General features: G+C 39.7%; 19 protein-coding genes. 13 read left to right on the plus strand and 6 right to left on the minus strand.

All coding sequences use genetic code 11. From position 1 onward, the window contains the following. Window positions 1-15: 15 nt before the first annotated feature. Window positions 16-909, plus strand: a complete 894-nt coding sequence (locus SYJ56_RS03840; RefSeq protein ID WP_323832314.1) for a flavin reductase family protein — start codon at window positions 16-18, stop codon at window positions 907-909. A 33-nt stretch (window positions 910-942) separates the two neighbouring features. On the opposite strand, the gene sppA is transcribed toward SYJ56_RS03840, so the two are convergent. Then, window positions 943-2,709 carry a signal peptide peptidase SppA gene (gene sppA / locus SYJ56_RS03845; protein WP_323832315.1) on the minus strand — a complete coding sequence of 589 codons (1,767 nt, stop codon included), beginning with the start codon at window positions 2,707-2,709 and terminating at the stop codon, window positions 943-945. A 71-nt stretch (window positions 2,710-2,780) separates the two neighbouring features. Between sppA and folK the strand changes: the two genes are divergently transcribed. Further along, on the plus strand, window positions 2,781-3,266 hold the full coding sequence (gene folK / locus SYJ56_RS03850; protein WP_323832316.1) for a 2-amino-4-hydroxy-6-hydroxymethyldihydropteridine diphosphokinase: 486 nt from the start codon (window positions 2,781-2,783) through the stop codon (window positions 3,264-3,266). Between the two features lie 257 nt (window positions 3,267-3,523). Here folK and fabD read toward each other — a convergent pair whose 3' ends face one another. The 3 genes from fabD to SYJ56_RS03865 form a co-directional block, all read right to left on the minus strand. Beyond that, window positions 3,524-4,399: an ACP S-malonyltransferase gene (gene fabD, locus SYJ56_RS03855; RefSeq protein ID WP_323832317.1), complete on the minus strand. Its 876-nt coding sequence runs from the start codon at window positions 4,397-4,399 to the stop codon at window positions 3,524-3,526. Between the two features lie 67 nt (window positions 4,400-4,466). After that, the gene (locus SYJ56_RS03860) at window positions 4,467-4,910 is read right to left on the minus strand and encodes a thiol-disulfide oxidoreductase DCC family protein (protein ID WP_323832318.1); all 444 of its coding nucleotides are present in this window, start codon (window positions 4,908-4,910) and stop codon (window positions 4,467-4,469) included. Then, entirely contained in the window at window positions 4,907-7,684 is a 2,778-nt protein-coding gene (locus SYJ56_RS03865) for a T9SS type B sorting domain-containing protein (RefSeq protein ID WP_323832319.1), read from the minus strand. The genes SYJ56_RS03860 and SYJ56_RS03865 overlap by 4 nt, the downstream gene beginning before the upstream one ends. A 299-nt stretch (window positions 7,685-7,983) precedes the next feature. Between SYJ56_RS03865 and SYJ56_RS03870 the strand changes: the two genes are divergently transcribed. The 11 genes from SYJ56_RS03870 to SYJ56_RS03920 all read left to right on the plus strand — a co-directional run bounded on the left by SYJ56_RS03870 (window position 7,984) and on the right by SYJ56_RS03920 (window position 19,171). Beyond that, the gene (locus tag SYJ56_RS03870; RefSeq protein ID WP_323832320.1) at window positions 7,984-8,664 is read left to right on the plus strand and encodes a succinate dehydrogenase cytochrome b subunit; all 681 of its coding nucleotides are present in this window, start codon (window positions 7,984-7,986) and stop codon (window positions 8,662-8,664) included. Between the two features lie 13 nt (window positions 8,665-8,677). Next, the gene (locus SYJ56_RS03875) at window positions 8,678-10,612 is read left to right on the plus strand and encodes a fumarate reductase/succinate dehydrogenase flavoprotein subunit (protein WP_323832321.1); all 1,935 of its coding nucleotides are present in this window, start codon (window positions 8,678-8,680) and stop codon (window positions 10,610-10,612) included. Window positions 10,613-10,641: 29 nt separating this feature from the next. Then, window positions 10,642-11,391: a succinate dehydrogenase/fumarate reductase iron-sulfur subunit gene (locus SYJ56_RS03880; protein WP_323832322.1), complete on the plus strand. Its 750-nt coding sequence runs from the start codon at window positions 10,642-10,644 to the stop codon at window positions 11,389-11,391. A 316-nt stretch (window positions 11,392-11,707) separates the two neighbouring features. Then, on the plus strand, window positions 11,708-13,645 hold the full coding sequence (locus tag SYJ56_RS03885) for an ATP-dependent DNA helicase (protein ID WP_323832323.1): 1,938 nt from the start codon (window positions 11,708-11,710) through the stop codon (window positions 13,643-13,645). A gap of 206 nt (window positions 13,646-13,851) precedes the next feature. Continuing rightward, window positions 13,852-14,133 (plus strand): hypothetical protein, encoded by a 282-nt coding sequence (locus tag SYJ56_RS03890; RefSeq protein ID WP_323832324.1) that lies wholly within the window; start codon window positions 13,852-13,854, stop codon window positions 14,131-14,133. A gap of 521 nt (window positions 14,134-14,654) precedes the next feature. Then, window positions 14,655-14,996: a type II toxin-antitoxin system RelE/ParE family toxin gene (locus SYJ56_RS03895; RefSeq protein WP_323832325.1), complete on the plus strand. Its 342-nt coding sequence runs from the start codon at window positions 14,655-14,657 to the stop codon at window positions 14,994-14,996. Further along, the gene (locus tag SYJ56_RS03900) at window positions 14,986-15,282 is read left to right on the plus strand and encodes a helix-turn-helix domain-containing protein (protein ID WP_323832326.1); all 297 of its coding nucleotides are present in this window, start codon (window positions 14,986-14,988) and stop codon (window positions 15,280-15,282) included. The genes SYJ56_RS03895 and SYJ56_RS03900 overlap by 11 nt, the downstream gene beginning before the upstream one ends. Window positions 15,283-15,560: 278 nt before the next feature. Next, the gene (locus tag SYJ56_RS03905) at window positions 15,561-16,997 is read left to right on the plus strand and encodes a sodium:solute symporter family protein (RefSeq protein ID WP_323832327.1); all 1,437 of its coding nucleotides are present in this window, start codon (window positions 15,561-15,563) and stop codon (window positions 16,995-16,997) included. Further along, complete coding sequence (locus tag SYJ56_RS03910; RefSeq protein ID WP_323832328.1) at window positions 16,994-17,434, plus strand: GNAT family N-acetyltransferase; 441 nt, start codon at window positions 16,994-16,996, stop codon at window positions 17,432-17,434. The genes SYJ56_RS03905 and SYJ56_RS03910 overlap by 4 nt, the downstream gene beginning before the upstream one ends. A 1-nt stretch (window position 17,435) precedes the next feature. Continuing rightward, window positions 17,436-18,518 (plus strand): alanine/ornithine racemase family PLP-dependent enzyme, encoded by a 1,083-nt coding sequence (locus SYJ56_RS03915; protein ID WP_323832329.1) that lies wholly within the window; start codon window positions 17,436-17,438, stop codon window positions 18,516-18,518. A 59-nt stretch (window positions 18,519-18,577) separates the two neighbouring features. Beyond that, complete coding sequence (locus tag SYJ56_RS03920; RefSeq protein ID WP_323832330.1) at window positions 18,578-19,171, plus strand: porin family protein; 594 nt, start codon at window positions 18,578-18,580, stop codon at window positions 19,169-19,171. A gap of 50 nt (window positions 19,172-19,221) precedes the next feature. Here the strand turns inward: SYJ56_RS03920 and SYJ56_RS03925 are convergent, their stop codons facing one another. Next, a complete protein-coding gene (locus SYJ56_RS03925; RefSeq protein ID WP_323832331.1) occupies window positions 19,222-20,313 on the minus strand; it encodes an SO2930 family diheme c-type cytochrome in 1,092 nt (363 codons plus the stop codon). Continuing rightward, the gene (locus SYJ56_RS03930; RefSeq protein WP_323832332.1) at window positions 20,313-21,605 is read right to left on the minus strand and encodes a parallel beta-helix domain-containing protein; all 1,293 of its coding nucleotides are present in this window, start codon (window positions 21,603-21,605) and stop codon (window positions 20,313-20,315) included. Before SYJ56_RS03930 ends, SYJ56_RS03925 begins: the two co-directional genes overlap by 1 nt. Window positions 21,606-21,621: the final 16 nt, after the last annotated feature.

A 21,621-nucleotide genomic window follows, 5' to 3' on the forward strand; every position in this document is an offset into this window, starting at 1 on the left:
TCATAATTTCATCAAATGAAAACCTTTTATCCCAAAGACCTCTCTACGCTTGAATTTTATGGCTTGCTGCAAGGAGCCGTGGCGCCACGACCTATTGCATTTGCAAGTACAATCGATAAAGCTGGAAATGTAAATTTAAGCCCATTTAGCTTTTTCAATTTGTTCAGTTCCCAGCCTCCTATTTTGATATTTTCACCCTTAAGGCGAATGCGGGATAATACCACCAAGCATTCGCTAGAAAATGTACTGGAAGTTCCTGAGGTGGTCATTCATGTGGTTCATTTTGGTATGGTGGAACAGATGTCGCTGGCTAGCACAGAATATGAAAAAGGAGTGAATGAATTCGAAAAAGCTGGATTTACCCAAGTAGCCTCCAACGAGATAAAACCTCCTAGGATCAAGGAAGCTCATGTAGCTTTTGAATGTAAGGTGAATGAGGTGAAACCGCTAGGAGATGGTGGAGGTGCCGGAAACTTGGTGATTTGTGAAGTGCTGGTTGCTCATGTGAATGAAGCTATGTTTGATGAGGCAGGAGTAATTGATCCCAACAAACTAGATGCTGTAGCTCGCCTTGGGGGCAATTGGTATAGCCGAGCAAGTGGCGCTTCTCTTTTTCAGATCCCAAAGCCCCTAAGTTCCCTAGGTATTGGGATAGATCAAATGCCGGAGTCAGTTAGAAACAGTACCATATTAAGTGGAAATAATTTGGGGAGATTAGGGAATGTAGAGATTCTGCCAAACGAGGCTGAAGTGGTTAAGTTCGGAAGAAGCGCAGAAATCCAAGAGATGAGGGTCCGCTTCCAACATGATCCGGACTCGCTGATTGACCATTTACATTTGTTGGCCAAAGAAGCGCTGGATGAAGATGATGTCGATAGGGCTTGGTTGATATTGCTACAAGGGGTATAAAGAAAAAAAGCGGCCTGAGCCGCTTTCGTTTCCTTATTTTATAATGATTTCTTGAGGCATTCGAACTTGCACTCCTTCATAAGATTTTAGTTTTTCTACCTGTTTGTAGATATAATAATTTGATCCCAATTCACTCTGGAGTAGTTTGATTTGGACATTATTACCCAGATCCTCCATGATAGTTTCAAACCATGGTTTTTTGGTAGGGTAGTAGACTACACGATAGTCATCTTCCGCACCTATTCTAGCTGCAGCGATTTCAATGGTTGTATTCAATCCGCCCAATACATCAACTAACCCTCTCTCTTTAGCTTGATTTCCCGTCCAAACTCTTCCCGATGCTACCTCCTTTACTGCTTCAGCAGACATCCCTCTGCCCTCAGAGACTCTTGATACAAATGTTTCATAACCATCTTCAATTACGTTTTGAATGATGGATCGCTCCACATCAGTCATTGGTCTGGTCACATTCATAAAGTCAGAAAGCTCACCGGTTTTCACCACATCGGTAGTGATGCCTAAGTGGTCATTCAATAATTCCTGCGCATTGAACATCAAGCCGAAAATACCTATTGATCCAGTAATGGTGTTTGGCTGTGCAACGATAGTATCCGCAGGAGCGGAAATGTAATACCCTCCAGAGGCCGCTACTTCACCCATGGACACATATACCGGCTTAACTTTTTGTGCTTCTGACATTTCTCTCCAGATCACCTCGGAAGCGACTATAGATCCTCCTGGAGAATTCACACGAAGGACAATTGCCTTGATGTTGTCATCTTTACGAGCCTTTCTGATTTCTTTTGCAAACTTTTCTGAACTGATCACCCCATCAGCATTTCCACCTACTATTTCACCTTCTGCTATGATCACGGCAATTCTATTGGAGGATGTTACGTTTTTCGACTTAACTGTTTTATTTAAGTCAGTGACATTGATTGTGTTGATGTCATCATCCTCTTCTATCCCAAGCTTGTCTTTTAGTTTGGTGAGTACTTGATCCATGTATAGCAGATCCGTAGCCAGGCCATATGTTACAGCATCTTGTGGCTTGCGAACTAACATAAGATCATTTATTTTCTTCAAACTGTCATAAGCAATTCCTCTTGATTCTGAGACTCCATGCAATGCAAACTGGTTCATGTCATCCAAAAATGACTGAGTCTGTAATCTTGCTTCTGGACTGTTTTCTTCTAGGATAAAAGGCTCTACGGCAGATTTGAATTCACCAACTCGGAAGATTTCAGGTTTTATTCCGACTTTTTCAAAAAGGCCTTTAAAGAAAATTCCTTCGGAAGAAAACCCGTTGAAATCAATTCCTCCTAGTGGGTTCAGGTAGATCTCATCTGCCACAGAAGCGACAAAATAGCCTCCTTCAGTATATGCTTCGTCATAAGCAATGATGAATTTTCCGGAAGTTTTGAAGTCCAACAGTGCTTCGCGGAGTTCAAGCAAGCTGGCTTGTCCTGCCATTACTAGTCCTGTATTTAGGTAGATGCCTTTAATATTGTCATTTACCTTAGCTTCAGCAATTGCTTTTTTAAGGTTGATAAGACCGGCATTGAATTCCCGCCCAAAAGGATTCCCAAACATTGAAAGATCCAAATCATCATCAGATGTTCGCTCCACGATAGTTCTACCGTTCAAGTCTAAGTGTAATACTGTGTTTTCACTCACTTTTACTTCTTCGCTTCCTGTAGCGGCAAGCATGCCGATCAAGCCAAACATTAGAAGAATACTCAGTATGCTGAAAACAAAAAGACCGACGATCACTGCCAGTACATTTCCTAAGAATTTCATAAGCTAAATTATTTGAAGCCCCAAAATAACCTAATTTGGGGCATGTTTACAAAAGCAATTATTAGCTGAAAATGTTTGAGAAAGCAGTATTGATTTTAGGAGGAAATAAAGGTGATCGAATTACACTGTTAAAATTGGCTGTGGAGGCTGTTTCGGAATTAGGAGAGTTGACATTGAAGTCAAAGATTTATGAGACCGAAGCATGGGGAGGAGTGGCTAAAGGGCCTTTTTTGAATCAAGTTGTTGAAATAGAAACATCACATTCACCTTTTGAACTCTTAGCTTTTAATCAAAAAATCGAAACAGACCTTGGAAGAAAAAGGGAGGAGCATTGGGGAGATAGGACGATGGATATTGATATTATTTATTTTGGAGACAGTATAATTGATACCCCTGAACTTAGAATTCCTCATCCTTTTTTGGCTGAGCGGAAATTTGTTCTAGTCCCATTGGTAGAGATTCTGCCGGATTATATTAATCCAATATTGGGGAAAAGCAACAGGCAGCTACTTGAAGAATGTGAAAATAAAAGTGAGGTGAAGGAGTTTGAGGTATGAATGGCTTAATGTCTTTCTGCTTTCCCAGAAGCTGTAGGAATCGTATCAATTAGTCTTAATCGAATTAAGATTTCGCTCTTTCAGAGCTTTACTCTAAAACTACAATTTTTTCACCCAGCCCTATCGAGCCGGGCTAAGATATCTAGGGCATTCAGCCCTTTGTTACAAAAAAAGCTTGGTTCAAATAGGAAGATTTGAACCAAGCTTTTACTTTATTTTCTTAGTGGTGCTCCGCGAAACCTCAGTGCACTTTGTGGCTAAACTCCTGAAACTTCAGCTTCAGGATGGATTTTTTTGACTAAGCCCTGAAGAACTTTCCCTGGACCACATTCAACAAACTCTGTGGCTCCATCAGCAACCATGTTTTGAACAGATTGCGTCCATTTAACTGGAGCAGTGAGTTGTGCGATCAAATTAGCTTTTATTTCAGCTACATCCGTCACTGCGGTCGTACTTACATTTTGGTAAATTGGGCAGCTAGGAGTTAGAAAGGTAGTAGCTTCAATAGCTGTCTGTAACTTCTCACGAGCTGGTTCCATCAGGGGAGAGTGAAATGCTCCTCCAACTGGAAGTGGGAGTGCACGTTTGGCGCCGGCTTCTTTCATCTTTTCACAAGCAATCTCAATTCCTTTATTTGAACCAGAAATCACCAATTGGCCCGGACAATTATAGTTAGCAGGAACAACTATTTCATCTGTGATGGATGAACAAATTTCTTCTACTTTCTCATCAGCGAGCCCCAAAATTGCCGCCATAGTTGATGGGTTGATCTCACAGGCTTCTTGCATAGCAAGCGCTCTTTGATAAACTAGCTTAAGTCCATCCTCAAACGCAAGGGTTCCATTGGCAACCAAAGCAGAAAGCTCTCCCAGAGAATGACCTGCGACCATGTCTGGTGCGAAATCAGGCGTTGTTTTCGCCAAAATCACGGAATGAAGAAATACAGCAGGTTGAGTTACATTGGTCTGCTTCAGTTCCTCAGCAGTTCCTTCAAACATAATGTCAGTGATTCTGAAACCTAAGATTTTATTTGCTCGCTCAAATAATTCCTTTGCTTCAGGATTCTCTTCATAAAGTGCTTTTCCCATTCCTGGGAATTGGGCACCTTGGCCCGGGAAAACAAATGCCTTCATTAACTAGTATTTTTTTTGTTCGGCGCAAATATAAGCCTTTTCCTAAAGTCGGCTTATATGTGAGTTTTTAGGAATGAAACCTGATACTTGTTTGGGAAATCGTTTCTTCTGAGAGAAACTTTGCTTTTTCCTCGGTGGTGGGAAGTCGGCAGGTATTTTTCTTACCAAACCATCGGTAGCGGTTACTGCCTATCCAATTGTAAATAGAATCCCGGAGAAATTTTGGCAGAAAAACAAGTGGGTATAAAGCTGGCCAAAGTCCGGATAAGTTTCTGGCTATTTTTAGAGCAGCGGTACTTTTGTAATAGATTTTCCCTTTTTCCAATAGAACAAGTGAATCCAGGTAATCTTCCCGCACATCAAAATTGGCAAGAATTTTTTTACTGAAATCCTCCTGCAAAGCTCCCATTAAGAAGTGATCTTTTTTATCTCTTTGGATCACAAAATCAATGGAAGCATTGCAGAGGTTACAAACCCCATCAAAGAAAATGATGGATTTGGGTTGCTTCATCTAAGAAGTTGAATCGTACCTTTTAGGCTTCGTTCCTTTTGTGTCGGATCGAGTACGTCGAATACCACATTGCCAGAGTAATAATAGGTGCCAGCTGGCAAGTCGTTTCCGTTTTTATCTCTTCCATCCCAGCGGATATAGATATCGTTTTCTGCAGATTCAAGACTATTGTAGGAGAACACCTCTACTCCCCATCGATTGACGATAAAGATGTCAACTCCCAGTACAAATCTTGGACATTGAACAAATGGATTGTCAAAGGCCATAAAAGTCTCATTTATACCATCACCATTTGGAGTAAAAGCATTAGGCAGATTGTAGCTCGGGCAATTGTCCACACAGACTATATTGCTAGGCTCAGATTCATTTCCGGAGCGATCCACGGCTGTAATGTAGTAGCAGCCCCGATAGTTTGGAATATTTGAAATAGTAGTCTCTAGATCCAAAGAAGATAATTCTGCTACCAATTCAAATTGACCAGTTTCACCATCAGGAGTGAAGTAGAGTTTATATCCACTCAGTTCATCATCACATTCTCCTGATATATCCGGAACCCAGCTTAAATCATGCTCAAAGGTTGAATTGTTACAAGGGACTTCAGCAGTATATTCAGTACATTCCGGACCTTCGAAAGTCAATACAGGAGGACACGGTAGTCGGTTATCATCAGGTTTAGCACATACGATTTGAGATTTGTTTTCCAAAGGATATACAAGACCTGCCACATTGTAAGAACCTTTGGTAATCACGTAATAGCAGTATTCTATTTCTTTTTCAAGGGGCACACCATTAAAGCTGCCATCGTCCAAATAGCTAAAACCTTCAGTAGTCACATCGACTTCCGCAATTTTTACAAAAGTATTCTCATCTGCGGCGGCAGCATCTGTTCTATTTCTATAAACTTCATGTTTGTATTCGCTGACAGAATTATTCCAAGGCACTGTAAATTGCCAATTCACCTCAATTGCTTCATTGATAATTGTAAGATCAGTCCAAACAGAAGATGCTTTGGAAGAAGTGTCGATTTTTGTATTTCTGTCAAGAAGAACTACCTCATAATTGTAAACCACATTTTGGGTGTTCAACCCTATGTCGGTGAAAAGCGTGTCGGAAGTAATTCCCAAAGAAACTTGTCCCACATCCCCGGCAAATCCAGTGCTTCGCAAAAGTTCATAGCTATATGGGCCAGGAAACTGAACCTTGTCAATATCATATGGAGGCGTCCATTTCACAAAAATCTCTCCTGCTGTTGGGTCTGTTTCCTCAATACTTACATTTGTAATGATAGGCACATCCACATCGATGGTTACGCAAATTTCTTCAGACACTATGCTTTCGCCAAGCCTAGGCTCAGGATAGGCTGCCACCAATCTGTAGCAATAGGTATTTCCCGGAGCTAAACCATCTCCACCATTCAAGTCTAGGAAATCTAGCGTTTGCATATCGGTAGTCCCAATCAATTCATAACCAGCTCTTATTCCAGTCTCACAGCTATCTGGTAGATATGGATCTGAATTGATCCTTCTCCAGATTTGCATTTCACTCGCTGAGTTGGCGCATACATAGGGATCCCAGTTCAGTTCCACAGATCTGCCAGGCATTTGTTCTATTTCATCAAATACTGGCGGAGGGCCTACGACTTTAATCCTCCAAGTCTTGATATCTACCAAAGCCGGCCCGGAGCTTGGTTGATCAGTGATCCTTACTCTCACTTCATATTCTCTGGCTCTCACATGATTGCAGACTGTTTGCCAGTTGAAATTGACAATTCCTGGTGTTGGCTGATATTCAGCCTCTGGGGAATAAGTGGCTGGAGAGGTTGTGATTTCAACAGGTTCGCCAAAGACTTCGATTTTGATTGGATCACCATCTGGGTCTTCACCTTGAATGATACCTTCTATCAATGTGCCTGCTTCCACGCAAAGATCTGGCGGTAAAATCAATTCGGGTCTTCTGTTGTCCGAGTTTTCGATGATAATCTGCATGTCCCTGACGACGCTGCCAATACGTTTCCATTCACCATTCAGTTTTCTATATTCATGGATATAAAAAGCTACATTATATTGTCCTGCCGTACCAGGGGCATCCCAGACCAGATCACCGGTAACTTCGTCTAAAGTCAGGAATGCAGGTGTAGTACCGTCCTCTTGGCTAAAGCTGAACTCAGATGATGCTGGGCTGCGATAGTTATTTACTTCCCTTTGATACTGCTGTCTGGGCCTTGTTAATTCATAAGACAAACTATCGCCATCTGGATCATAAGCGCCTGGGTTATGAATGTATCGAACATTTATAGCACCGTTGTCTACTGGTGGGATAGTAAGAACAGGAGAGTTATTCACTCCTATAAATGGATCAATGGTAATAGTGGTTTCAACGTAAAATGGAGTATCCACTGAGTTGTCCATGTTTAGTGTTCTGTCGTTCCGGTTGAATTCCTGAAAACGTATGGTGTAAGTTCCGGGGCCTTGAAAGACATGCGATATAACAAAAGTGTTTTTCTCAATTTGATTACCAAGATCTTCGACTACTCTAAAATCACTATCAGTCTGAAGTTCTGTCTCCCTTCCATCTCCAAAGTTGATAATTCCTGGGCCGAATATCACGTTAGAGCGTGTATCCGTATATCCCACTACCGTGATAGTGTAGGATAATGTCTGAACATTATCTCGCTCAGCTGTAATTTCACCAGCTCTAATGTGTGTTGCCCAAGCTTCAGAATTGCCTGCAATCAGAAAGATTAGAAAAAGTCCAAGGGTGATTTTCAGCTTCATATTGGTCAAGTTCATTAGTAAGGAGAAATAGAATGTACGAATTTATCCTGTTTTAAGGTTTTAGCTAACATTTTCTTCCTATACGAAATAAATGGAAGTAAGTAGAAAATCCCCGCAAAATCAAACATTAAATCTCTTCATTTAGTTATGCAGGCAGCAAATTCTTCAAGTATAGAAGTCTATTTAGAACTGATTAAAATAAGAGAAGTGTTTTTGAATGAATTGTTTGCTAGTTGTTCCAAATGTAAATTTGGCACTATTAATCAAAGACTTCGTTTTAATCTAATCGCAAAAATTGTATGAGCTGGGTTACAAAAACCTTGAGTAGCACAATAGGCAGGAAACTGATCATGGCATTGACCGGACTTTTCCTGATCCTGTTTTTGACAGGTCACGTATCGGGTAATTTACTGTTATTTAAGAATGATGGGGGTGAGGCATTTAATATCTATGCCAAATTCATGACCACCAATCCCGCAGTAAAGCTGCTTTCTTATGTGACTTATATTTCCATTATTGGCCACGTAATATTTTCTATTTGGCTTTCCAAAAGAAATAAAACAGCACGGCCGATTGGATATGGCGTATCTACACCTCCATCTACCACGTTCTCTTCCCGTAACATGGGGATATTGGGAACAATCATTTTGATCTTCATCGTGGTGCACATGCAGAGCTTCTGGGCTCAGATGCATTGGGGAGATCTTCCTGTTGTGAATTACGGTGGTGAAGAGTACAAGGATTTATTCAGTATAGTCACTTTTTCTTTTCAAAATGAGCTGATGGTAATTGGATATGTGGTTGCAATGATATTCTTGGCATTTCACCTTTCACATGGATTTGCAAGTGCATTCCAGACGCTTGGGCTGAATCACCAGAAATATTCTCCAGCCATTCTTGTGATCGGAAAAATCTATTGCATTCTGGTGCCTATTTTATTCGCCAGTATGCCTGTTTACATCTATTTCACACAGAGTTAATCTATAGTCCCCTATGATACTAGATTCAAAATCCCCAATTGGCCCTTTAGCCGAAAAGTGGACTAAACATAAGTTTAACAGTAAGCTGGTCAACCCGGCAAACAAACGGAAATACGAAGTGATTGTAGTGGGTACGGGTCTTGCCGGTGCCTCTGCTGCTGCTTCACTTGCAGAACTTGGCTATAAAGTGAAAGCTTTTTGCTTCCAGGATAGTCCACGCCGAGCCCACTCTATTGCTGCACAAGGCGGGATCAACGCTGCTAAAAACTACCAGAATGATGGTGATTCGGTTTATAGACTTTTCTACGATACCATTAAAGGTGGTGATTATCGTTCCCGTGAGTCCAATGTTTACCGACTTGCAGAAGTTTCAGTAAATATCATTGATCAGTGCGTGGCACAAGGTGTTCCTTTTGCCAGAGAATACGGCGGATTACTTGCCAACCGCTCATTTGGCGGAGCGCAGGTTTCCAGAACTTTCTACGCTAGAGGCCAAACTGGACAGCAATTGCTGTTGGGAGCTTACTCTGCATTGAGCCGTCAGGTGGCAAATGGCAAAGTGAAGCTTTATCCACGTACGGAAATGATGGACGTCGTGACTATCGACGGCCATGCGAGAGGGATTGTGACTAGAAACCTGATCACCGGAGCTATCGAAACCCACGCTGCCCACGCGGTGCTGTTATGTACAGGTGGTTACGGAAATGTGTTTTTCCTATCCACCAATGCGATGGGATCAAATGTGACCGCAGCTTGGAGAGCTCATAAGAAAGGGGCATACTTCGCTAATCCTTGCTATACTCAGATTCACCCTACTTGTATTCCGGTGTCTGGTGATCATCAGTCCAAATTGACGTTGATGTCCGAATCACTTAGAAATGATGGACGTGTTTGGGTGCCACGTACTAAAGAAATGGCTGAAAAACTTCGTAAAGGCGAAATCAAGCCAAAAGATATTAAGGAAGAGGACAGAGATTATTACTTGGAGAGAAAGTATCCGTCTTTCGGTAACCTTGTGCCTCGTGATGTGGCTTCAAGAAATGCTAAAGATGTTTGTGATGAAGGACGTGGAGTAAACGAAACCGGTGAAGCTGTTTTCCTTGATTTCCGTGATGCGATCAAACGTGACAGCGAAGATGCTATCCGTGCTAAATACGGCAACTTGTTTGATATGTATCAGCAGATCACCGGTGAGAATCCTTATCAGACACCAATGAAGATTTATCCAGCAGTGCACTACACTATGGGTGGGCTTTGGGTTGATTATAACTTGTCAACAACTGTTCCTGGACTTTATTCTCTGGGAGAGGCGAACTTCTCGGATCATGGAGCAAACAGATTGGGAGCTTCCGCTTTGATGCAAGGTTTGGCAGACGGATACTTCGTAGTTCCGTACACTATCGGCGATTATTTGGCACAAATAGGGCCAAGTCCTGTAGATGTCAACCATCCAGAATTTGCGAAAGCAGAAAAAGGTGTGAAGGATGCTATCCAAAAGCTTTTGAGTATCAACGGTACTAAAACGGTTGATTATTTCCATAAAAAGCTTGGACTTATCATGTGGAATAACTGTGGTATGGCTAGAAACGAGGAAGGATTGACGAAAGCCAAAGGAATGATTCAGGAGCTTAAAAAAGAATTCTGGTCAGAGGTAAAAGTTCTTGGTGCAAACGAAGAACTAAACCAGACATTGGAAAAAGCAAGCCGAGTAGCTGATTTCATAGAGCTTGGAGAATTAATGGTGGACGACGCATTGAATAGAAACGAGTCTTGCGGCGGACACTTTAGGACAGAATCTCAAACTCCAGAAGGAGAGGCACTCAGAGATGACGAGAACTATGCATATGTGGCTGCTTGGGAGTTCATGGCAGAGAATGCTCCTGAAACATTACACAAAGAGCCGTTGGTTTTCGAAAACGTGAAGCTGACTCAGAGATCTTACAAATAAATTCAAGACTTAATTCATAGCTATTAATTATGAAACTGACATTAAAAATATGGAGACAGAAAAACGCCGGCGATAAAGGCGGTTTTGTCACCTATCCTATAGATGGTATTTCCACAGACATGTCATTCCTAGAAATGATGGATGTCTTGAATGAAGAACTCGCTATAAAAGGAGAAGATCCAGTTCACTTTGATCATGATTGCCGTGAAGGGATCTGTGGCATGTGCTCATTGTATATCAATGGCCATCCACATGGCCCTCAGCAGACTACGACCTGCCAACTTCATATGCGTTCATTCTCGGATGGAGATACCATCACGATTGAGCCGTGGAGAGCTGCGGCTTTTCCAGTTGTGAAGGATTTGGTGGTAGATCGAGGTTCTTTTGATAGAATTATCCAGGCAGGTGGTTATGTATCTGTGAATACAGGTGGCGTCCCTGACGCAAACGAGATACCTATTCCAAAGAGAATTGCTGATGAAGCGTTTGATTCCGCGACTTGCATAGGCTGTGGAGCTTGTGTAGCTGCATGTAAGAATGCTTCTGCGATGCTTTTCACTTCTGCAAAAATCTCCCAGTTGGCATTGTTACCACAAGGACAAGTAGAAAGAATGTCCAGAGTAGAGAAAATGGTAGCCCAGATGGATGCGGAAGGATTCGGAGCTTGTACTAACACAGGTGCTTGCGAAGCTGAATGTCCAAAGGGCATCAGTTTGACGAATATCGCAAGAATGAACAGAGAGTATTTCTCAGCTACAGTGAAAAGCGAGAACGTTTAATTGAAGCATAGATTTTATAGTAAAAGCCGGCGTGAGTCGGCTTTTTTTGGTTTGGGGGAAAAATAAGCAACAATTGGTTTTTATTTTGGGAAGGCTCAACTTTTAAGCGAAGTTGGGGCAGTTGTAATAAGTTCCTAGTTTTGAGGGAGCTAGATTTGATTTTTATAATGGATTATTTGTTTTATTTGGTAATGGAAAAAATCGAGAAGATGAAAGGTCAGAAATCTCAGGATGGTCTAGATACATAATAAATATGCGTATTTACGTATATAAACATATATTGGCAAGCATAGGACGACCCTGCAAACAATAAATAATGGCGACAATAATTGACAACATAGAATTAGATGAAACGAACGAAGAGTTCTTTTGGGCTTCTGAACTTGTGAAATATGGTCACCCACTAATTTACTTAACAGGGAAAGCAGGCACAGGTAAAACGACGTTTTTAAAATATCTAAGACAAACAACCGAGAAAAACACAATTGTATTAGCATTTACAGGTGTTGCTGCCATCAATGCAGGTGGACAAACGATTAATTCATTTTTTAAAGTTCCGTTTGGACCCTTCGTGCCAAATGATAAAAGATTACGAACAAGACCAGAAGAAGGAGATACTGATAAAAGCACCATCTATAATCACTTTCAGTTTAATAAAGAAAAATTAGAAATTATTAGAGGTTTGGAACTTCTGATTATAGATGAAATCTCTATGGTCAGGTGTGACTTACTAGACGTAATTGATAGACTACTTCGTGTTTTCAGAAAAAGAGAAAATGAAGCATTTGGTGGTGTTCAAGTTATTCTCATTGGCGACACATTTCAGTTACCCCCTATAGACAAAGAATGGCATATACTTCAGCCATTCTATGAAAGCACTTTCTTTTTTAGCTCAAAAGTTATTTTGAGTAATAAACCTGTTTACATTGAACTTAAAAAGATTTATCGTCAAAATGAGCAAGAATTTATTGAGCTTTTAAACAGGGTAAGAATTAACAAGGTAAATCAAAACGAACTCAACCTACTTAACTCAAAATTTAATCCAACTTTTTCACCAACTGAAAACTCAAATTACATAACCCTTGCAACACACAATGACATAGTAAAAAACACAAATTTATCTAAGTTAGCTATGTTACCTGGAGAAATTCAACATTTTGAGGCGACAATTACAAACGATTTTCCTGATAACATAATGCCAACAGACAGAGTGCTTCAATTGAAAGAAGGTGCTCAAATTATGTTTATAAAAAATGATAAACCCAAAAGGATTTACAACGGAACAATTGCAAAAATTATCAAAATAGAAAACCAGAAAATTACAGTAGAATATGAAGATAAAGACACTAAAGAAATCACCAAATTAATTGTTGAAAAACAGATTTGGAATAATATCAGATATAGTTGGAATGAGAAAGAGAAAAAAATTGAAGAAGAAATTATTGGAATATTTACTCAATACCCTATAAAACTTGCTTGGGCAATAACGGTTCACAAAAGTCAAGGTTTAACTTTTGAAAAAGTAATTGCAGATTTAGGAGGTGCTTTTGCTTCTGGACAGGTATATGTTGCATTAAGCCGTTGTACTTCATTCAATGGGTTAATTCTAAAAACAAGAATCAACCATAACGCTATTCAAACAGATCCACAAGTCATTAAGTTTGCTGAAAATGAAACGCCAAGTACATTAATTGTACAAGAATTAAATTCAGGAAAAGCTGATTTTTATTACAAAAAAGTTCGTGAAGAGTTTAAATCATTAAATTTCACTGAAGCATACGCCAATTTCATAAAAGCTATAAAATTTAGAAATGACATTGAAACCGAAAGTTTCAAAAAATATTTCATTGTAACTGCTTCTAAACTTGGTTCGTTTAAACAAAAATTGACAACGACACTTGAAGGGCTTGAAATAACAAACCACGAAAAACTCATTCTCGAAAACGCGATTGAAGATTTAGAAACAGAAAAAAATAGTCAGCAAGCAAAAATGAACGAACAGAATAAAGCAATTAAACTCTTGCTTGACAAAACCAAAGAACTTGAAAAGCTAAACGAAAAACAAAAATCAGAAATGTCCACATTGACAATTGAAAAACAAAATGCTGAAAAGTCAATACTGCAATTAAAAAAAACTGATCAAGGAAATAAAAAGGTTATATCTGAATTAAAAGCAACAAGGAAACAAAGCGAACAAGAAATTGAACGATTAAGAAACTTAAAATGGCATCAAAAACTATTTGGTCAAAAGTAATGTCCGCCACTAACAACAGGACCTACTAGAAATTGGCGGTTGAGTGGTTAAACGAAGCTTTGTTCTTCGCGTCAAGTTCAGTGTTGGCAGACAGTTTTTGTCTCCGAAATTGCCAACTTCTTGTAGGTGCAAAACGTTACCAGCATTTTCTTGGGAAATCACAAAAAACAACCAACTTTATTAATAAATAATAACCAAAAATAATTATGAATAATTACGCAATGTTACTTGAAAAAACTATGGAAGAGTATTGGGGATCTCCTAAAGCTCCAATTTATTTTGCAAATTATTATGGTGATAAATTTGAAATGAGAGCGTTGTTATTCTCGTTAGCAACTTATGAAGTTAATTATAAGTTTGATGAATATACAAGTGAAGAATTAGATGTGTTAAAAGATTATGAGAATAAATGTGGGAATCAAACTGTGGTTCATGCAGATAGTATAAAAATTTTAGAATTGCTAGCTAATCATAAAAACGTTCACTAATATCTTAGAGATGAAACTGCTGGTAAGAGGCTTTGCTGTTTTTTTGTAATAAGGAAACAGTTTTTTTCCATCACTTTGTTTTCGGTAGTCGAGAGATTCCGGTTTTTATTTCCGCAACGTCGCTTACTAGCGAAACATTAATAGAAGTTTAAAAGGGCTTCTCGCCCGCAGTGAAATTCACTCAAGAGTTATAGAATTAGTAACAAGGCGTTACGAACTCTCAACAAGGCAATCTTACAACTGAAAACAATGACATTTTTCGTATCATAATCAAATTTAAACGTATCAAATCGTATCATTTTGTGCTTGCAGTTTCAAGTTAAAAAACATTGCTACCGCGCGAAGCGTCGGGGCTTCAAACCGCATTGAAGGCAACAAAATGAGAGATGAAAGGTTCTTCGTTAGGTTTTTGGAAGAATAGCCACAAAGAGCAATTGATTTAATTCTTTGTACCCTCAATAAATCACATGTATTTCACTAAGTTAGTTGCACTAAAGTGAAACTTCGAGTAGCTTTGTTACGTGAGCACTAAAGTCAGAATGGTTATTTTCTATAAGGAGTACTTTGAGTCTTTCTTCATTCGGCAGACTGAAAAAGTGCAGCAAAAAATAATCTGGACAATTAGCCTCTTAGAAGAAATCCAAAATATTCCTGCGACCTATTTAAAGCATTTGCAAGGAACTGACGGTCTTTATGAGGTGAGAGTTCAGGTAGGGAATAACATTTTTAGAATCTTTTGCTTCTTTGACGAAGGACAGCTTGTTGTGCTGATGAATGGATTACAAAAGAAGACACAAAAGACTCCTAGAACTGAAATAGACAAAGCATTGAAAATTAAAAGGGAATATGAAAATGAAAAATAATACACTGACCCTTGACCAATTTAAGGACAAGCATTACGGGGAAATTGGTACGCTAGAGCGAGACAAATTGGAAGAGGGGTACGAGAATTTCAAGATTGGTTCATTGATCCATGAGGCAAGACTAGTAAAAGGAATGACTCAAGAAGAACTTGCTCAGAAGGTAGGTACAACCAAATCTTACATCTCAAAAATTGAGAATAATATTAAGGAAGTTCGACTTTCCACCTTGAAAAAAATTGTAGAATTGGGGCTCGGTGGAGAACTCGACCTTTCAATAAAATTCTAACCATTTAGCTAGCTTTTCTAATTTGATATTCTGATTCAAGAGTTCTTCTACTTTTCTTTATTTCTAAAGTGTCCACCTTTTTAAAGAGGATTTTTTAATTTCCTTACTCCTGTCTTCATACTCCCTTCTAAATCTATTTTTAGAATTATTCCAATCCAAAATTGCACTGAAAGGTCAAATTTAACCTTTAAACCAATTAAAATTTTGAATGCGAGCCTTATTGCTTAACTTTGAAAAATTATATTTCAAGAAGATTTTGTTACAAATAGAAAATAGATATGAGTTATTTAGATCTGGGGATCTTTGTGGCCTACATGCTTGCTATGCTGGGTGTGGGATTTTTTTACATGAAAAAGAACTCAGGTCAGGAGGATTACTATGTGGGAGGTCGGAATATCGGGCACTGGCATATCGGTCTATCCGTCGTAGCAACTGACGTAGGAGGAGGCTTTTCCATTGGACTTGGCGGTCTTGGTTTTGTCATGGGTCTGTCAGGATCTTGGATGCTTTTCACAGGACTTTTGGGAGCTTGGCTTGCAGCAGTAGTTTTGATTCCCAGAGTAAAGTCCGATCCAGCTTTTGCAAAGTTCTTTACTTTTCCTCAGATCATAGGGCATCTGTACAATTCAACCACTGCGAAAGTAGCCGCGGTGATCTGTTTCCTTGGATATCTTGGTTTTACTTCTTCGCAATTATTGGCTGGGGCAAAGCTTGCTTCAGGTACTTTCAAAGAGCTTGATCTTTCATATGCACTTTTGATAATGGGAGCTGTGGCCGTTGTTTATACCGTGATGGGTGGATTGAAAGCTGTGATTTACACGGATACGATTCAATGGATTGTCTTGATGGCTGGTTTGATGTTTATCGGGATTCCGATTTCATATAATTATGTAGGTGGCTGGGAAGGAATTCAAAGTACCTTGCCGCAGGAATTTTTCTCGTTTACTAATCTTACTTGGCAGGATCTGGCCAACTGGGGGATTACGATTATCCCCATCTGGTTTGTGGGTATGACGCTTTACCAGCGGATCTTTGCAGCGCGTGATGTAAAGTCAGCCAAGAAGGCATGGTTTATCGCAGGATTATTTGAATGGCCGATCATGGCACTTTTAGGAGTTTCTTTGGGTTTACTATCCAGAGTGGCAGTGGAGCAAGGTGCATTGGAGGGATTCACGACAGCAATGGACCCTGAGATGGGTCTTCCTGTTTTATTAAGTCAGATTTTGCCAGCTGGTATTTTGGGATTGATGATGTCAGCCTATTTCTCTGCAGTTCTTTCCACCGCGGATTCCTGCTTGATGGCAGCTTCGGGTAATATGACTACGGATATTTTAGGAAGGTTCTTCAAATACAAATCTCTGAAAGAAGAGATGAGAATCTCTCAATTGTTGACATTAGTGATCGGCATTGTCGCAATTATAATTGCTTGGCAGATGACGGAGGTTTTAAGTTTGATGTTATATTCCTATGCTTTTATGGTCTCTGGGCTTCTTGTGCCTGTGATAGCAGGTTTATTCTTTGGGCAGTCTAGTGCCAAAGCAGCCACCGCATCCATGATTACCGGCGGGTCATTGACGGCAGGATTGATAATATCCGAAGTCTCACTTCCTCTTGGTTTAGATGCCAATTTATTCGGGCTTACGCTCTCTTTGCTGACGTTTTTGTCAGTGGTTTATTATGAAAAAAATAACAGTTCAAAGTTAAAATCTATATGATCAAACTAGAAACTCTATCAACTATTGATTCTGCTACTTATTTACAAAAAAATGAAATTGCAGAATTTCTTTTCAATCATCTTGGTCAATATGGTGATCCGAAGGAAGATATTATGAAATGCTTAGACTATGCACTGGATCAAAGTCTCCATGCTGGAGGATTCGTCGTAATGGCTCGAGAAAACGGTAACCTCTTAGGCGTTTTGGTAATGAATAAAACAGGTATGTCAGGCTATATCCCTGAAAACATCTTGGTTTACATTGCTGTAGATGCAGCCCAAAGAGGAAAAGGTATCGGCGGGAAAATCATGGATACTGCTGTAAAAATGGCTAATGGTTCAATTGCCTTGCACGTAGAACCTGATAATCCTGCCAAAAAACTTTACGAAAGAATCGGATTTACTAATAAATACCTTGAAATGAGGTTGACTAAGTGAGATGGCTTATCTGACATTAAATAGAGCAAAACTCAAGGAGAATTTTGAGTTTCTCAAGAAGACCTTTACAGCAAATGAAGTTTCTTGGGGAGTAGTTTCAAAATTGCTCTGCGGCAATAGGCTTTTTCTACAAGAGCTTATCAATCTTGGAGTAGATGAAATACATGATAGCAGAATAAGCAATCTAGCTATGGTCAAGTCTCTTCAATCGGATATTCAGACGGTTTATATCAAGCCCGTTTCCAAAAGGAATTTAGGTAAGATGGTGCAGTTTGCAGATGTCAGTTTGAATAGCGAACTAGAAACGATCCGATGGATCAGCCAAGAAGCTGTAGAGCAGGACAAAATGCATAAGATCATCATTATGGTCGAGACAGGCGATCTTCGCGAAGGCGTGATGGGAGAGCAATTGGTGGAATTTTATTCCCAAATCTTCCAGCTTCCAAACATTGAGGTAATTGGTCTCGGGACAAATCTGAATTGTCTTAATGGCGTAATGCCATCTACGGATAAACTGATTCAGCTCTCGCTTTACAAGCAAATCATTGAGCTTAAATTCAACAAAGAAATTCCTTGGGTCTCTGCTGGAACTTCTGTAACGATTCCTCTAATGCTAACGCACCAGCTACCTAAAGGAATCAATCATTTTCGAGTAGGGGAGACTTTATATTTTGGACTTGATTTGTTTGAGGAAAAGGTAATTGAAGGCATGAACGGAGATGTGTTCGAATTGCATGCTGAGATCATAGAAATGCAGGAAAAACCCCTCTTACCGGTTGGAAATCTGGCCGCTAACCCACAAGGAGAAACTGCTGAGATTGACGAATCGCTCTATGGACAAAGTTCTTTTAGAGCAATCATCGATATAGGATTGCTTGATGTAGATCCGAAATATCTGATTCCAAGTGATGATAAGTATGAGATACTTGGCGCTAGTTCAGATATGTTGATTATCAATTTGGGGAAAAATCCGAATAACTATAAGGTCGGAGATACACTTAATTTTGACATGAAATATATGGGTGCATTGAGTCTGCTGAATTCGAACTATATCGATAAAAAAGTAATAGAGAATTTAGACTGAATATTTGCTCTTTGGCATGGTCATGGGAATACAGTTGCAAGACCAACTAGTATTTGACTATGAAAAAAGTATTGCTATTTCTTGCCCTTGGACTCGGCGCAGTCCAGCTATCTCAAGCACAATCATCTGAGAAATTAGGAGGATTTGGTGTCAGAGGTGGAGCCAGCCTTTTCAACTTTGGCGGCGACGATGTCTCCGAAAATTCTTACACTAATAGAGTAGGTTTTCATGTAGGTGGTTACACCATGCTGTTTATGACAGATCGTTTGGCGTTGGAGCCAGGAGTTTACTATTCTGTGAAAGGAACTCAAAATGATGATTTTGCAGATAGCAGAGCAATTTTGAATTACGTGGATATTCCAGTACTTTTTAGAATGTATCCTGCAGAGGGGATTAATATCTTCGCTGGACCTCAAATCTCATTCCTTGCAAGTTCGAAGTTTGAAGGTGATTTCTTTGGTAACACCGTTTCTTATAACTCAGATGCGATCAAAGAAACTGATTTTGGATTAATCTTGGGTGTTGGGTATAATCTTCCAAAAGGATTCAACGTGCAGGCTTCCTATGATTATGGTTTCACTCCTATATTCAAAGATAGTGATGCTGATGTATATAACAGAGGCTTTAAATTGTCTGCAGGTTATACCTTCTAAGGAGATTCAATATAGAATTAGAGGCTCCGTCTTAATTGGCGGAGCTTTTTTTATTTCATTCCATTAATCCAATCCTTGATTAGCTGAACGCCTTCTTTATGAATAGTTGTTCTTCCAAGCTCAGGCATAGCTATCCCAACTTCTGTGGAATTCATTCGATGGGTAAGAATGGATTCATCTGCTTTGCCAGGAACAATATCAAAATCAAAGTTTCCAGCTCCATTTCCTGCCGCAACTGGGATTTTGTTCACACCTAATTTCCTTGGGTCAGTCTGATCATAGGTGAGAAAAAGCCCGGAAGTACTCGCAGGGCCTTCTTCGCTGTGACAATGAGCGCAATTGATGTCCAAGTAAGCCATGGCTCGTTCATCTAAGGGGAGCTTACTGTCTTCATAATCGATCATTGACGGATGGGCATTTTCTCCTTTGAAGCCTTCCAATTTGCCTAATTCAGTCCAATATTCGAGTTGATTGGCTTTGCCAGAACTGAATTCCAATTCATTGTTTAAGTGTTGAACTTTCACACCAATAGGAGTCAGAGATTCGTTTTTGTTATGACAGGTTTTGCACTGATTTTTATTCGGTATGATATAATCGATCACTTGATCTTTTCCATCATAATCGGTGAATGAGACCTCAATTTCTCCTCCTACTACTTTTAGAACGGCTTCTGTCTGGCTGCCATTCCAGATATATGGAAATGCTTCCCATCCTTTCTCACTATTGATTAATAGTCTGGTTTCAAGGATTCTTCTACCGCTTTCTGGTTTTCTGAAGTCTGCTGGATAATAGAAGTTTTTGATTAAAACTGTGCCCTCAGGAAAATCCAGTTCATTGCTTGTCAAACTCGCTTTTAATCCTTCAGGAAAGAATATAAATCGGCTTTTCAAGGCATAATCTGTGAAAAGTGATGAAGCCGGCTTGTATGGGATTACTGCTTCTACTGGATTGAGCTTATTCATTTCCCCAGAAAAGAATCCATAAGTAGATAGCCTTTTGTAAGGAAAAGTGCCATCTGCTAGCTCGTCCTCTAAAATAGGTGAAGCGGTTTGGGAGCTGGTAGGTTCCTTTTTGCAGGCAAAGATGGAAATCACCAATGCTAGCATTAAATTAACTCCCCAGAAAATCTTACTTGTTTGCATCACATTTCAGCGATTGTGCTGACGTTTGTAGTTACGCTGACTTTACAATTTTGGAAGGGTGAGGCATCTGAAAAAGCTTCAATATTATCTTCCCCATTCATAAGTGAGAACCGGGTAAAGTATAAATCTTTCATGCCTTTTTCTGAAAGACAAATTCTCATCGGGTTAGTTGAAATATCATCACTAATCGACTCATCCCAAATGCCATCATATATGATATCTTGGGTTTTAGCTTTGCCGTGAGCATTATAAATGCTGATTAATTGTCCCAGCTCTCTACTCAAATCAGGAAATCCTTTTGTGCGATCGTATTCGTTGTCATGCACATAAACATCCTTGGTGAAAGGTGACCAGTTTGGAGACTCACTGGGAAAACCAGTGATTTGATAACTAGCAATAGCCACTCCTGTGGTTTTATTGCGAAGAATACGGTTATTATAAACCTCTACTTCTTTGACCGCTAAAAGTATCAATCCAGATCCAGGAGGGATCATCGTGACAGTATTTCCATTTGGACCTTCTCCTAATGCTGTCGCAAAATTTTTATGGTTGTTTTCAATGATGTCGTTATCGTAGATTTTAGTGCCTTTTCCATCCGCCTTCGGCAAACCGGGTAGGTTGAAAACTAAAATACCGCCAGAATTATTACGAGCGACATTATTGAACACCTCTGCATTATCACAATTTTCGATTTCTATCCCAGCGACATTTCCGAAGGCAAGAGAGTTTTTGACAATGATATTTTCAGATTGTCCTACATAGATTCCCGCATCTCTGGAATGAGAAGCGATGCACTCATCTATCATCACATTTTTACACTGAACAGGATAAATCGCATAAGTTCCATTTTTAGACTTGTCACCGTTCGTCCACGTTACATTGATCCTTCGAAAGGTAATTCCATCCGTATGCTGTGCCTTAACGCCATCTCCAGGTGCATCTTCGATGGTCAGGTCTTGAATGGTAATGTTATTGCCAACCAGTTTCACTCCTTCTCCACCAGTTTTAAGGTTTTTGAAAGAAAGAACGGTTTGTTTCAGCCCAGCACCTATGATGGTGATGTTTGATTTGTTGTCAAGGATCAACTGAGTGTTCAATTCATAGAAACCTGCTGGGATTTCAATTGTCGCCCCATCTTCGGCCATGATAAAATCTTCTACGATTTTTTCTGTCTGTTCCTCTGTCATTCTAGGAAGTACAGAGCTGTCAAAGGTCTGTTCATTAGAAGAGCTGCCACAGCTGAATCCTATGATAGAAAATAGTAATAGTGCGAAGGAGCTGAGAAGTTTCATGGTGTTTTGGGTATTT

The sequence above is a fragment of the Algoriphagus aurantiacus genome (assembly GCF_035156405.1).
In the GTDB taxonomy this organism is placed as follows: domain Bacteria; phylum Bacteroidota; class Bacteroidia; order Cytophagales; family Cyclobacteriaceae; genus Algoriphagus; species Algoriphagus aurantiacus.